Here is a 14,331-nt window from a genome sequence, read left to right on the forward strand (position 1 = left end):
ACACCCTTTCCAGAGAGCGGATAAACGCCATGACGCCGTCCAAGAATGACACGGGTTCCTTCAATCTGTCCCGTTGGGCGATCGCCCATCCGAGCATGGCACGTTTCCTGTTCGCCCTGATCCTGATCGCCGGCGTGCTCGGCCTCACGCGCATGGGCCAGAAGGAAGATCCGGATTTCACCTTCCGCGTCATGGTCGTGCAGGCCGTCTGGCCCGGCGCCTCGATCACCGACATGCAGGACCAGGTGGTCAACAAGATCGAACGCAAGCTTCAGGAAGTGCCGCATCTCGACTGGGTGAAATCCTACACCCGCGCCGGCAGCGCCATCATCACCCTGCAGATCAAGGGCGACACGAATGCCGACGAGGTGGCCGACGCCTTCTACCAGGTGCGCAAGAAGGTCGGCGACATTTCCAGCGAACTGCCGGACGGCCTGCTCGGCCCCTATTTCAACGACGAGTTCGGCGACACTTTCATCACGCTGCATTCGCTGTCGGGCGAGGGCTACAGCTATCCCGAGCTGAAGGCCTATGCCATCCAGGCGCGCGACATGCTGCTGACGACGCCGGGCGTCGAGAAGGCCGTGATCCTCGGCGACCAGCCGCAGAAGATCTATATCGACGTCTCATCCAAGGTCCTGGCCGAACGCGGCCTGACCTTCAACGACCTCAGGAACGCGCTGGCCGGGCAGAACGCCATCGATCCCTCCGGCACGATCGACACCGGCGAACGCTCCGTGCGCATCTCGGTCGACGGCGGTCTCGGCCGGGCCGACGACATACGCGAACTCAGGCTCCGTGCCGGCCAGCAAGTGACCCGCCTCGGCGATATCGCCACCGTCACCGAGGGCACCGAGGAACCGTTCCAGCGCAAGTTCCGCTTCAACGGCCAGGACAGCGTGCAGGTCGGCGTCGTCATGGCCAAGGGCTTCAACGTCACCGATGTCGGCAAGGCCGTCGAGGAGACGCTGCAGCGCTTCGAAGCCTCCCTGCCCCATGGCGTCGAGGTCGCCCAGATCTCCAACCAGCCGGAAGTGGTGCGCGAAGCCATCGGCGAGTTCATGAAGGCTCTGCTCGAGGCGCTTGCCATCGTGCTCGTCGTGTCCTTCCTGTCGATCGGCTGGCGTTCCGGCCTCGTCATCGCCATCGCCATCCCGCTGGTGCTCGCCGCAACCTTTGCCATCATGTACGAGCTCGGCATCGACCTGCAGCGTATTTCACTCGGTGCGCTGATCATCGCGCTTGGGCTCTTGGTCGACGACGCGATGATCGTCGTCGAGATGATGGAGCGCAAGCTCGAGGAGGGCCTGCACAAGATCGATGCGGCGAGTTTCGCCTATACCTCCACCGCCTTCCCGATGCTGACCGGCACGTTGATCACCACGGCGGGCTTCATCCCGGTCGGTTTTGCCGAATCGACAGCGGGCGAATATGTCCGCTCGCTGTTCTACGTGGTCGGCATTGCGCTGGTCGTCTCCTGGTTCGTGGCCGTCTATTTCACCCCCTGGCTCGGCTACATGATCCTCAAGCAGCGGCATCATGCCGGAAGCCACCAGGACGTGTTCGACACCCGCTTCTATCGCCGCCTGCGCTCGACCGTCGGCTGGGCGGTGCGCCACCGCCTCATCGTGCTCGCGCTGACCATCGGCACCTTCGTCACCAGCCTCTGGGCCTTCCAGTTCATTCCGCAAAGCTTCTTCCCCGCATCCTCCCGCCCGGAAATCCTCGTCGATCTCTGGCTGCCCGAAGGCACCAGCATTCATGAGGTGGAAACCCAGGCGAAGGCGCTTGAAGCCCGCATCATGGACGACGCCGACAAGCAGTTCGTCGCCACCTATATCGGCGAGGGCGCGCCGCGCTTCTTCCTGCCGCTCGACCAGCAGCTGCGCAATCCGAACTTCGCCCAGCTGCTCGTCATGGCCAATGACGAACCGGCCCGTGAACGGCTGATCCTCAAGCTGCGCGGCATTCTCGCCGACGACTTCCCCTCGATCCGCGCCAAGGTCGACCGCCTGTTTCTGGGTCCCCCGACCGGCTGGCCGGTGCAGATGCGCGTGACCGGTCCGGACCGTGCCGAGGTGCGCCGCATCGCCGACGCGGTGAAGAAGGTCTATCTCGCCAATCCGCTGCTCGCTGCCGTGCATGACGACTGGCTGGAGCCCGTCCCGGCAATGAAACTGGTGGTCGACCAGGACCGCGCCCGCGCGCTCGGCGTCACCTCGCAGCGCCTGCGCCAGATGCTGCAGGCAACCATGAGCGGCGCGCCTCTGGCAGACGTCCGCGCCGGCGAGGAGACAATCTCGATCGTTGCCCGCGAACCGGAAGAAAGCCGGCAATTGCTGACCGCGGTGAACTCCGTCTACATCCCGACCGACAACGGCGCCTTCGTGCCGCTGTCGCAGGTCGCCCGGATCGTCCCGGTGCTCGAACAGGGCATAGAATGGCGCCGCGACCGCCTGCCGTCGATCACCGTGCGCGCCACGCTGCCGGACGGCGTGCAGTCGAACGAGGTGGTGACACAGGTTTACGGCCAGCTCCAGGGCCTGCGAGACGGTCTCGCTCCCGGCTACAAGGTCGAGGTGCAGGGCGGGGCGGAGGACAGCGCCGAAAGCCAGGCCTCGATCGCCGCCAAGGCGCCGATTATGCTGCTCGTCATCGTCGTCCTGCTGATGATCCAGCTGCAGCATTTCGGCAAGGCCATGCTGGTGCTCGCCACCGGCCCGCTCGGCATCATCGGCGCGGCCGCGGCCCTGCTGGTCTCCGGCGCGCCGTTCGGCTTCGTCGCCATCCTCGGCGTCATCGCGCTGCTCGGCATCATCATCCGCAACTCGATCATCCTGATCGACCAGATCGACCAAGACATTGCCGCCGGCATGGAGCGGTCCGAAGCGATCATCGGTTCGGCCATCCGCCGTTTCCGTCCGATCGTGCTGACCGCCCTGACCGCGGTCCTGGCGCTGATCCCGATTTCACGCGGCGTGTTCTGGGGTCCGCTGGCCTATGCGATGATGGGCGGCATCCTGGTGGCGACGGTGCTCACCATCCTCGTCCTGCCGGCGGCCTACGCCTTGTTCTTCGGACGCGAGCCGAAGAACAAGGGCGATCGGCAGGCAACCGCCGCCGGCGGCCCGGAAAACCAGAACCACACGTCTCCGGCCGTCGCGGCGGAATGAGGCTCAGCGGCTGACGTCGATGACGACGCGGCCGCGGATCTGCCCGGCAACGATCGCGTCCGCCAGCTCCGGCACCTTCGACATCGGCTCGACCGTGGTCAGCGCCGCAAGGTGGGCGCGGTCGAGGTGGTCGGCCAGCGTCTGCCAGGCGCGTTGGCGCTTGGCCATCGGCGCGAACACCGAGTCGATGCCGAGCAGGGCGACACCCCGAAGGATATGCGGCAGGACGGTTGCCGGCAGATCGGCCCCGCCGGCCAGGCCGCAGGCGGCGACCGCCCCACCATAGACCGTCTGCGACAGCACGTTGGCAAGCGTCGTCGAGCCGACGCTGTCGACGGCGCCCGACCAGCGCTCCTTCTGCAAGGGCGCGCCCTTTTCCGTCAGGCTGGCGCGATCGACGAAGCCGCCGGCGCCGAGCGAGGCCAGATAGTCATGCGTTTCCGGTCGCCCCGTCGAGGCGGTGACGCGGTAGCCCTTGGCGGCCAGCAGGCTGACCGCGACCGAGCCGACGCCGCCGGCGGCCCCCGTGACCAGAACCTCGCCTTCGCCCGGCTTGATCACGCCCCAGTCCTCCAGCGCGTTGACGCAGAGTGCGGCAGTATAGCCGGCGGTGCCGATCGCCATCGATTGTTCGAGCGTGAAGGCATCGGGAAGCGCCATCAGCCATTCCGCCTTGACCTTCTGGAAGCGGGAATAGCCGCCCCATTCCGTCTCAGACATGCCGAAGCCGTTGAGCACGACCTTGTCGCCGGCCTTCCACAGCGGCGAGCGCGAGGAAACGACGGTGCCGGCAAGATCGGCGCCCGCGACCATCGGCGTGCGGCGCGCGATCCTGCCCTTGCCGGAGACGGACAGGCCGTCCTTGTAGTTCAGGGTCGAGTAGGCGATCTCCACCAGCACGTCATTGTCGGGAAGATCTGCGGTCGTCAGCTGACGGAAACCCGCCTTCGGTTTGCCGTCGACGGTGTCGACGACGATCGCTGTGAATGTCTCGCTCATGATGGTGATGCTCCCGACGCTGCGATGCCCAAGTCATGGCCGGCTGGAGGCAGGGTGTGATCGAACCGCCTCCCAACAGCCACACCGAACATGCCACGCCAGTTCACCGAATGCCACGGCCTTGTCCAGGCCGGAGGCATCAGGTCAGGCGGAGAGGACCGGCGATTTCAACCCGCTTTTTCCTCGGTCAGCAGGCCGCTGGTCCTAAGCAGCGAAGCGAAGCGTCCGCCGCTGGCGCTCAGCTGGTCGTAGCTGCCCATTTCGATGATGCGGCCGTGATCGAGGAAAAGCACGACATCGGCTTCGCGCACGGTCGACAGCCGGTGGGCGATGATGAAGGTCGTACGGTTCTGGCGCAGCCGGTCGATCGCGGTCTTGACCCGCTCCTCGGTTTCCACGTCGAGCGCGCTGGTCGCCTCGTCGAGCACGAGGATCGGCGCGTTCTTGAGGATGGCGCGGGCGATCGCAATGCGCTGGCGCTCGCCGCCCGACAACCGGTTGCCGCGCTCGCCGACCATGGTGGTGAAGCCGCTCAGGCGGCTTTCGATGAAATCGGTGGCAGCGGCCGCTTCCGCTGCTTTCAGGATCTCCTCCACGGTCGCGTCCTCGCGACCGAGCTGGATGTTCTCCTGGATCGAGCGGTTGAGCAGGCCGGCGTCCTGGAAGACGGTGGCGATCGAATGGCGCAGCGACTTGCGGGTGACCGTCCGGATGTCCGTGCCGTCGATCAGGATCGAGCCCTTCTGCGGCTCGTGCACCCTTTGCAGAAGGTTGATCAGCGTGGTCTTGCCGGCCCCGGTCGGCCCGACGATGGCGATCGTCTGGCCGGCTTTCACCGAAAACGAAACGTCGTGCACGCCCTGCGTGGTATTGGCGAAGTCGAAGGAGACATTGCGGAACTCGACGTCGCCCCGCACATCCTTCAGTTCAGCGGCACCGACCGGCTCCTCGCGTTCCTGCACGGAATCCTCGAGCTGGTAGAAATCCTCGAGCTTGGAGCGGGCTTCGAAGATCTGCGTCGCGAACTGGCGCATCTGGTCGAGGCGGCCGATCAGCAGGCCGGCGAAACCGGTAAAGGCGATGATGTCGCCGACCTTCAGCTCGCCCCTCTGCACCAGGATCGTGCCGATCACCAGGATCACCAGCATGGAGACGGTGGAGGCGATGCGGTTGAGGGCGCTGGCGATCGCCCACCAGTCGAGCACCGGATACTGCGCGGCGAGCAGTTGCTGGGCATATTGCTTCAGCGCCCGGGTTTCCGCTTCGATCCGGTTGTAGCTGTGCAGCACGGAGACGTTGCTGATCGAGTCGCTGACATGCGAGAAGACGGTGTGGTAGTGCCCTTCGACCGAGGCCTGGCCTTCCTTGGTCCGGTTCATCACCATCTTGCCGATCAGCACGTAAAGCACGCTGAGAACGATCAGCACGGAGGACAGCCGCCAGTCCATCGAGAATGCGGTCGGGATGAGCAGGGTGAGCGCCACGGCGGTCGCCAGATGGGTCCGCATGAATTCGAGCCAAAGGCCGAACAGGGTCTCGCTTGCCCTCAAAAGGGTATGCAGCGCATTCGACGTGCCGCGCTGATGGTGCCAGCTCAGCGGCATCGAAATGATGCGGCCGAAGGCTTCGGTCAGTAGATCCGCGCGCCGGCCATGCGCCAGCCGGTCGGCCTCGCGAGCGACCAGGACGTAGGCGATCGTGTTGAACACGCCGAAGCCGCCCCAGGCGATCAGCATGGTCTTCGCATCGCCTTTTTCCGATATGGCGTCAATGATGCGCCCGAAAAGGATGGGCTCGATAATGGTGATCATCGCCAGCACGATGTTGGCGATCACGACCAGCGTTACCCGGAGGCGGTAGGCCGCCAGGTATTTCAGGGCCTTTATGTAGACCTGGAACAAGGACAATTGCGTTCCCTCATCGATCGGCCGGAATGGCCATCGCAGCTTGAAGCGTTTTTCTGATAGACTGGCAAGAGGATATGCCATAGTGCGGCCGGCCCGCCCGATCCTGCCTGCGGTCCGCACTGTTTTTTCCGGCGCGGGCCGGCTCGAAACCACCCTGCGACCCGGCATTCTCGGCAGGTCAGAATTCGCGGCAAAGGCTAGATTTCGGATGTCGAATTTAAATGCCTCCTAACGATATATGTTAGCTTATGCATGCCTTGCGAACGGATCACACCGATACAAATCGGTACCGTATGGCTTTTTCGTGGTCTCGCCCGCAAGGCGAAGAGGGGGTAGGTTTGAGCATTAACCAATTGATCCAGTTCCTGGTTGTCGCGGACGAGTGCCGCACGTCCGAGGAAGTCGTCGGCGAGTTGGAGACATTGTTGCGGCACTACCGCTTCGACTATTACGGTCTCATCCGCCAGCCGAAGCCGAACGAGAATCCGATGCAGCTCGTGCTGATGGGGCGCTGGCCGGAGGGCTGGCCCGAGACCTACATCGCCAAAAAATTCGTATTGATCGATCCCACCATCCGCTATCTCGGGCAGGCCCAGAAGGGCTTTCGCTGGAACGAAACGATCACCGCCTTCAAGAGCGACCCGCATCGCAAGCGCATGGAGCGCATGATGATGGAATCGCTCCGTTTCGGATTGCAGGATGGATACATCTTCCCTGTCCACGGCCGCACCGGCCTGCTCGGCAACATGACGCTCGGCGGCAGGCCCGTCGATCTGTCGCCGGTCGAGATGACCCTCTTCGACGCGGTTGCCAAGAAAGCCTTCTGGCGGCTGCTCGAACTCCGTCGCGAGACGGGCGCGCTACAGGAGGCGACGCAGGTCGATACGCGCATGACGCGGCGCGAGATGGAGGTGCTGAACTATCTCGCCGACGGCATGACGTCGAACGACATCAGCAAGATCCTGAAGATCTCGAACCACACGGTCGACTGGTACATGAACGGCATTCAGGACAAGCTGAGGGCGAAGAATCGGCAGCACGTGGTGGCATTGGCCTTCCGGCTGGGGCTGATTACGTGAAATTTGGCAGAAATTTGACATCCATCAATCGGAGAAATTGAACTCTTTGTGACAAAAGGCTATGGGGTTCTTCGCAGTGCAGCATTCCGTGGCCATCGACTGAGGAGACCGATTTGTCCATTTCAAAGATTCTCGTTGCCAACCGATCCGAAATTGCCATTCGCGTCTTCCGCGCCGCCAACGAACTCGGGCTGAAGACGGTCGCGATCTGGGCCGAGGAGGACAAGCTTTCCCTGCACCGCTTCAAGGCGGACGAAAGCTATCAGGTCGGCCGCGGCCCGCACCTTCCGCGTGAACTCGGGCCGATCGAAAGCTACCTTTCGATCGACGAAATCATCCGGGTGGCCAAGCTCTCGGGCGCCGATGCGATCCACCCCGGCTACGGCCTGCTGTCGGAGAGCCCCGAATTCGTCGATGCCTGTAACGATGCCGGCATCATCTTCATCGGTCCGCGCCCCGAAACCATGCGCCAGCTCGGCAACAAGGTCGCCGCCCGCAATCTGGCCATCTCGGTCGGCGTTCCGGTAGTGCCTGCCACCAGCCCGCTGCCGGACGACGTGGCGGAAGTGGCGCGCATGGCCGAGGAGATCGGCTACCCGGTCATGCTGAAGGCCTCCTGGGGCGGCGGCGGTCGCGGCATGCGAGCCATCCGCGACCCGAAGGATCTCGCCCGTGAAGTGATCGAGGCCAAGCGCGAGGCGATGGCCGCCTTCGGCAAGGACGAGGTCTATCTCGAAAAGCTGGTGGAACGTGCCCGTCACGTCGAAAGCCAGATCCTCGGCGACACGCACGGCAATGTCGTGCACCTGTTCGAGCGCGACTGCTCGATCCAGCGCCGCAACCAGAAGGTCGTCGAGCGGGCACCGGCGCCCTACCTCAGCGACGCGCAGCGCCAGGAACTCGCCAACTATTCGCTGAAGATCGCCCAGGCGACGAATTATGTCGGCGCCGGTACGGTTGAGTATCTGATGGATGCCGACACCGGCAAATTCTACTTCATCGAAGTCAATCCGCGCATTCAGGTCGAGCATACGGTCACCGAAGTCGTGACCGGCATCGACATCGTCAAGGCGCAGATCCACATTCTCGACGGCTTTGCCATCGGCACGCCGGAATCGGGCGTGCCCGCCCAGGCCGACATCCGCCTCAACGGCCATGCCCTGCAGTGCCGCATCACCACGGAAGACCCCGAGCAGAACTTCATCCCGGACTATGGCCGCATCACCGCCTATCGCGGCGCAACCGGCTTCGGCATCCGACTTGACGGCGGCACGGCCTATTCCGGCGCGGTGATCACCCGCTACTACGACCCGCTGCTGGAAAAGGTCACCGCCTGGGCGCCGACGCCACAGGAGGCGATCCAGCGCATGGACCGGGCGCTTCGCGAATTCCGCATCCGCGGCGTGGCCACCAACCTCACCTTCCTCGAGGCGATCATCAGCCACCCGCAGTTCCGCGACAACAGCTACACGACGCGCTTCATCGATTCGACGCCGGAACTGTTTGCCCAGGTCAAGCGCCAGGACCGCGCCACCAAGCTGCTGACCTATCTCGCCGACGTGACCGTCAACGGCCATCCGGAAGCCAAGGGCCGCCCGCGTCCGCCGGCAGATGCCGCCGAGCCGGTCGTTCCCTTCATCGATTCCCCGATCCCGGACGGCACCAAGCAGCTGCTCGACACGCTGGGCCCGGTCAAGTTCGCCGAATGGATGCGCGGCCAGACCCGCGTGCTCATCACCGACACCACCATGCGCGACGGTCACCAGTCGCTGCTGGCGACCCGCATGCGCACCCATGACATCGCGCGTGCCGCCGGCGCCTATGCCCGGGCACTGCCGAACCTGCTGTCACTCGAGTGCTGGGGCGGCGCGACCTTCGACGTGTCCATGCGCTTCCTTACCGAAGATCCGTGGGAGCGTCTGGCGCTGATCCGCGAGGGCGCGCCGAACCTGCTTCTGCAGATGCTGCTCCGAGGCGCCAACGGCGTCGGCTACAAGAACTATTCCGACAATGTGGTGAAATACTTCGTCCGCCAGGCGGCAGCCGGCGGCATCGATCTCTTCCGCGTGTTCGACTGCCTGAACTGGGTCGAGAACATGCGCGTGTCGATGGATGCGGTCGCCGAGGAGAACAAGCTCTGCGAGGCGGCGATCTGCTATACCGGCGACATCCTCAATGCCGCCCGGCCGAAGTATGATCTGAAATACTATACCGCGCTCGCCGCCGAACTGGAAAAGGCCGGCGCCCATATCATCGCCGTCAAGGACATGGCGGGCCTGCTGAAGCCGGCCGCAGCCAAGATCCTGTTCAAGGCGCTGCGCGAGGCGACCAGCCTGCCGATCCACTTCCACACCCACGACACCTCGGGCATCTCGGCGGCGACCGTGCTTGCCGCCGTCGAGGCGGGCGTCGATGCGGTCGACGCGGCGATGGACAGCCTGTCGGGCAACACCTCGCAGCCGTGCCTCGGATCGATCGTCGAGGCCCTGCGCGGCTCCGAGCGCGATCCGGGCCTCGACCCGCACTGGATCCGGAGGCTCTCCTTCTACTGGGAAGCCGTGCGCAACCAGTACGCCGCCTTCGAAAGCGATCTGAAAGGCCCGGCCTCGGAAGTCTACCTGCATGAAATGCCGGGTGGCCAGTTCACCAATCTCAAGGAACAGGCCCGCTCGCTCGGTCTCGAAACCCGCTGGCACGAAGTGGCCCAGGCCTATGCGGACGCCAACCAGATGTTCGGCGACATCGTCAAGGTGACGCCGTCGTCGAAGGTGGTCGGCGACATGGCGCTGATGATGGTCAGCCAGGATCTGACCGTCGAGGACGTCGTCGATCCGGCAAAGGAAGTGTCCTTCCCGGAATCAGTCGTCTCCATGCTGCGCGGCGATCTCGGCCAGCCGCCGATCGGCTGGCCGGAAGGCTTGCAGAAGAAGGCGCTGAAGGGCGAGCCCGCCTATACGGTCCGGCCCGGCTCTCTGCTCGAGGACACCGACCTCGATGCCGAGCGCAAGGCGATCGAGGAGAAGCTCAACCGCGAAGTCAGTGACTTCGAGCTTGCCTCCTATCTCATGTATCCGAAGGTCTTCACCGACTACGCTCTGGCGGCCGACACCTATGGCCCGGTCTCGGTCCTGCCGACGCCCAACTACTTCTACGGCCTGCCGGCCGGCGAGGAACTGTTCGTCGACCTGGAAAAGGGCAAGACACTGGTCATCGTCAACCAGGCGATGGGCGCCACCGACGAAAAGGGCCTGGTCACCGTGTTCTTCGAGCTGAACGGCCAGCCGCGCCGCATCAAGGTGCCGGATCGTGCCCATGGGGCGGCCGGCAGTGCCGCACGCCGCAAGGCCGATCCGTCCAACGCGGCCCATGTCGGCGCGCCGATGCCGGGCGTCATTTCCACCGTGGCGATTTCCGCCGGGCTCGCCGTCAAGGCGGGCGACGTGCTGGTGTCGATCGAGGCGATGAAGATGGAAACGGCGCTCCATGCCGACCGCGACGGCACGATCGCCGAGGTGCTGGTCAAGACCGGCGACCAGATCGACGCCAAGGACCTGCTGGTGGTCTTCGCCGCCTGAGGCGAACCCTCCGGCTCCAACGAAAAAGCCCCGGTCAGCAGCGCGCTGACCGGGGCTTTTCATTGCGGGCGTCGATGCCGTTTACTTCGCCGCCAGCCACTTTTCGGCAAGCTCGACCCAGAAGCTGGTGCCGATCGGCAGCAGGTCGTCGTTGAAGTCGTAGCGCGGATGATGCAGCGGCGGGTCGTTCGGCGTCCGCTGGGTGCCGACGAAGAAATAGCAGCCCGGCCGCTCTTCCAGCATATAGGCGAAATCCTCGCTGCCCATGGTCGGGCGCGCCAGATCGACCACCTTGTCCGCACCGGCAAACTGGGTCGCCAGCGTCCGGATGAAGTCGGTCTCGGCCTTGTGGTTGATCGTCGCGTTGTAGCCGCGCTGGTAATCGATGGTGACGCCCATGCCGTAGCTGGCCGCCTGCCCCTCGGCAACCATGCGGACGCGCTCCTCCAGCTGGTCGCGAACCTTCGGATCGAAGGAGCGGATCGACAGCAGCATCTCGGCGCGTTCCGGAATGACGTTGCTCGCACCACCGGCGTGAAAGGCACCGACGGTGATCACGGTCGGGTCGATGGGGTGGATGTTGCGCGAGATGATGGTCTGCAGCGCCATGATGATCGATGCGCCGCAGACGATCGGATCCGCTGTATCCTGCGGCTCGGCGCCATGGCCGCCGCGACCGTTAACGGTAATCTTGCATTCGTCGACCGCCGCCATGATCGGCCCCTCGCGCAGCGCGAACTGGCCGAACGGAATGGTCGGGTCGTTATGGAGGGCAAAGACAGCATCGCAGGGGAATTTCTCGAACAGCCCGTCATCCATCATGATCTTGGCACCGCCGAAATTCTCCTCGGCCGGCTGGAAGATCAGGTGCACGACGCCATCGAAATTCTTCCGCGCGGCGATGATCTTGGCCGCCCCCAGCAGCATCGCGGTGTGGCCGTCGTGGCCACAGGCATGCATCATGCCCGGCGTCTTGCTCTGATAGTCGAGCCCGGTTTCCTCGAGGATCGGCAGCGCGTCGAAATCGGCGCGGATGCCGATGCTCTTGGTGCTGGTGCCGTTGCGAAGCGTGGCGACCACGCCGGTCTTGGCGAGCCCGCGCGTCACTTCATAGCCCAGCGCCTCAAGCTGCTTGGCGACATAATCCGAGGTATTGAATTCCGACAGGCCAATCTCCGGGTGCTGGTGGAGATAGTGGCGGGTCGCCACGACGTCGGCCATGTAGTTGGAAAACTGAATTGTCATCTGAGGCACCAGAGGGGTTGGCTTGCGGTTTGGCGGGTCCGGTCGTCGACGACTGTCCCCGCCGGCTCGTCGTCGCCCGGACGCTTGGCTGGCGCGCGACCGGTGAATGAAGCCGGAGTTTTGCACTTGTGCCCCAATTATTCAACCGTATAAACAGGAAGTCGACAACGCCGATTGAATGATCGGTCTGCCTGACCCGGGGAGGAGCGCATGCAGGAATTCGGCCCGCGCGAGAGGAACAAGACGCAGCGCTTGGACGTCGCAAACGTTCCGGGTCTCGAACCATGAGCCGCCGCCCCTTCCACCGCGCCGGAGAGGCCGAACGCCGGCAGGACCTGATCACCGCCACGCTCGACTGCATTTCGGAATACGGTCTGCAAGGCGCAACCGTCCGCCAGATCGCCGCCCGCGCCGGCGTGACCGGCGGCCTGATCCGCCATTACTTCACCGGCAAGGAGCAGATGCTGCAGGCCGCCTATCGCGAAGTCATGATGACCATCGGCACGACGGCGATCAACGCCGCCGAGGCCGCCGGCAGCGATCCACGCCGCCGCCTGCACGACTTCGTCATCGCCAATGTCAGCCCGCCGATCATCGATCCGCGCACGCTCTCGCTCTGGGCCGCCTTCATCAGTCATGTGCGCGTCGATCCGGAATTCGCCCGCATCCACCGGGAGAACTACCTGACCTTCCTCGGCTCGCTCGAGGAGCTGCTGACCGCCTTTCTCGCCGCCAATGGCAGGCCGATCGCGCCGGAGGAATGCCGCAAGCTGGCGATCGCCATAAACGGCCTGATCGACGGGCTGTGGCTGGAAGGTTCGCTGGCCGGGGACCTGTTCGACGACCAGGCACTGCCGCGCATCGCGCTCGAATCGGTGGAGTCCCTGCTCGGGGGCCTGAAACTTTCCGGTCCGGACGGACCGAACGACACGAATTGATGGGACACTCCATGCGCTATGCCGCCATTACCGAACGCCTCGCCGATCTGGGATCGGGCAAATGGGCGATCCATCTCCAGGCCCGGCGCAAGGCGGCGGAGGGTATACCGGTCATCGAACTGACGATCGGCGAGCCGGATGTCCGCCCCGACCCGGCCCTGCTCGACGAGTGCGCCCGCGCCATGTATGCCGGCCGCACGCGCTATTCGAACGGCCGCGGCGAGCCTTCCGTGGTCAATGCCCTGGTCGAGAAATACCGCAAGCGCCGGAGCGACGTGACCGCACGCAACGTGCTGTGCTTCCCCGGCACCCAGACCGCCCTCTTCACCGTCATGCTCGGCCTGCTCGACCGCGACGACGAAGTGCTGGTCGGCGATCCCTACTATGCGACCTATGAAGGCGTGATCGCTGCGAGCGGTGCCCGCATGGCGCCCGTGCCGCTGCACCCCGAGAAGAACTTTCACCTGCAGGCCGAAGATCTCGCCCGCGCCGTGACACCGCGCTCCCGCGTGGTCCTGCTCAACACCCCGCACAATCCGACCGGGGCCGTGCTGACGGCCGAGGAGATTGCCGCGATCGGCGAAGTCTGCCGCAAGCACGATCTCTGGATCGTCTGTGACGAAGTCTATGAGGAACTGATCTTCAGCACCGCCTTCGCCTCGCCGTTCGACGATCCGGCACTGGCCGAGCGCACCATCGTCGTCTCGTCGATCTCGAAGTCCCATGCCGCACCCGGCTTTCGCAGCGGCTGGGCGATCGGGCCTGCGGAGTTCTGCGATCGCCTGCTGCCCGTCTCCGAAACCATGCTGTTCGGCGTCCAGCCCTTCATCGCCGACATGACCGCGATGGCCCTCACCCAGCCCTTCGACACGGCAACCGTGATGCGCGCCAACTACGAGCGGCGGGCGAGGCTGTTGGCGGACGTTCTCGAACGGGAGGGAACGCTGAAGCCGATGATGCCTGAGGGCGGCATGTTCATCGTCGTCGACGTCAGCGGCACCGGCCTTGCGGGACAGGATTTCGCCAGCCAATTGCTTGAACGCAAGCACGTCGCCGTCATGCCCGGCGCCTCCTTCGGCGAAGAGGCGGCCAATTTCATCCGCGTCTCGCTGACGGTCGACGACGAGCAACTGGCCATCGCCGCCGGGCGCATGGTCGAACTCGCCTCGGAGCTTGCCGATCGCCGGCCCCGTCCGCAGCGGGCAGCCGGTTGAGACATCCGGCGAAGACCTGATCGGCAGCATTCGGGGGAGTCGAAAACGTCTGCGGACGGCCAGTCGGCCGCTCCGCGTCATGCCTTCACGTCAACATTGCACAGCATAGGCTCCGGCAAAGGACGTTGGACCCGACCGCGAGGCATGCCCCTTGGCTACAGCTTTGAAATAAGGCATAAAAAAGCCAATTTTCCCAGCGAA

Annotated in this window: 8 protein-coding genes; 5 read left to right on the forward strand and 3 right to left on the reverse strand. The window is 64.5% G+C overall.

Features of this window, described 5'->3' with window-relative positions; translation table 11 throughout:
- Positions 1-29: 29 nt before the first annotated feature.
- On the forward strand, positions 30-3,173 hold the full coding sequence (locus tag L867_RS0112330; RefSeq protein ID WP_028737176.1) for an efflux RND transporter permease subunit: 3,144 nt from the start codon (positions 30-32) through the stop codon (positions 3,171-3,173).
- A gap of 3 nt (positions 3,174-3,176) precedes the next feature.
- Here the strand turns inward: L867_RS0112330 and L867_RS0112335 are convergent, their stop codons facing one another.
- The gene (locus tag L867_RS0112335) at positions 3,177-4,172 is read right to left on the reverse strand and encodes an MDR family oxidoreductase (protein ID WP_028737177.1); all 996 of its coding nucleotides are present in this window, start codon (positions 4,170-4,172) and stop codon (positions 3,177-3,179) included.
- Between the two features lie 167 nt (positions 4,173-4,339).
- On the reverse strand, positions 4,340-6,079 hold the full coding sequence (locus L867_RS0112340; RefSeq protein ID WP_028737178.1) for a glucan ABC transporter ATP-binding protein/ permease: 1,740 nt from the start codon (positions 6,077-6,079) through the stop codon (positions 4,340-4,342).
- A 338-nt stretch (positions 6,080-6,417) separates the two neighbouring features.
- On the opposite strand from L867_RS0112340, the gene L867_RS0112345 reads away from it, so the two are divergent.
- Together L867_RS0112345 and pyc are read left to right on the forward strand one after the other, a co-directional pair.
- The gene (locus tag L867_RS0112345; RefSeq protein WP_028737179.1) at positions 6,418-7,158 is read left to right on the forward strand and encodes a helix-turn-helix transcriptional regulator; all 741 of its coding nucleotides are present in this window, start codon (positions 6,418-6,420) and stop codon (positions 7,156-7,158) included.
- A 113-nt stretch (positions 7,159-7,271) separates the two neighbouring features.
- Positions 7,272-10,733, forward strand: a complete 3,462-nt coding sequence (gene pyc, locus L867_RS0112350; RefSeq protein WP_028737180.1) for a pyruvate carboxylase — start codon at positions 7,272-7,274, stop codon at positions 10,731-10,733.
- A gap of 81 nt (positions 10,734-10,814) precedes the next feature.
- On the opposite strand, the gene L867_RS0112355 is transcribed toward pyc, so the two are convergent.
- Entirely contained in the window at positions 10,815-11,978 is a 1,164-nt protein-coding gene (locus tag L867_RS0112355) for a M20 aminoacylase family protein (RefSeq protein ID WP_028737181.1), read from the reverse strand.
- 284 nt (positions 11,979-12,262) lie between these two features.
- On the opposite strand from L867_RS0112355, the gene L867_RS0112360 reads away from it, so the two are divergent.
- Both L867_RS0112360 and L867_RS0112365 read left to right on the forward strand, forming a co-directional pair.
- On the forward strand, positions 12,263-12,916 hold the full coding sequence (locus L867_RS0112360; protein WP_028737182.1) for a TetR family transcriptional regulator C-terminal domain-containing protein: 654 nt from the start codon (positions 12,263-12,265) through the stop codon (positions 12,914-12,916).
- A gap of 11 nt (positions 12,917-12,927) precedes the next feature.
- Entirely contained in the window at positions 12,928-14,130 is a 1,203-nt protein-coding gene (locus tag L867_RS0112365; RefSeq protein ID WP_028737183.1) for a pyridoxal phosphate-dependent aminotransferase, read from the forward strand.
- Positions 14,131-14,331 lie beyond the last annotated feature (201 nt).

The sequence above is a fragment of the Paenirhizobium selenitireducens ATCC BAA-1503 genome (genome assembly GCF_000518785.1).
Classification (GTDB): Bacteria; Pseudomonadota; Alphaproteobacteria; order Rhizobiales; family Rhizobiaceae; genus Allorhizobium; species Allorhizobium selenitireducens.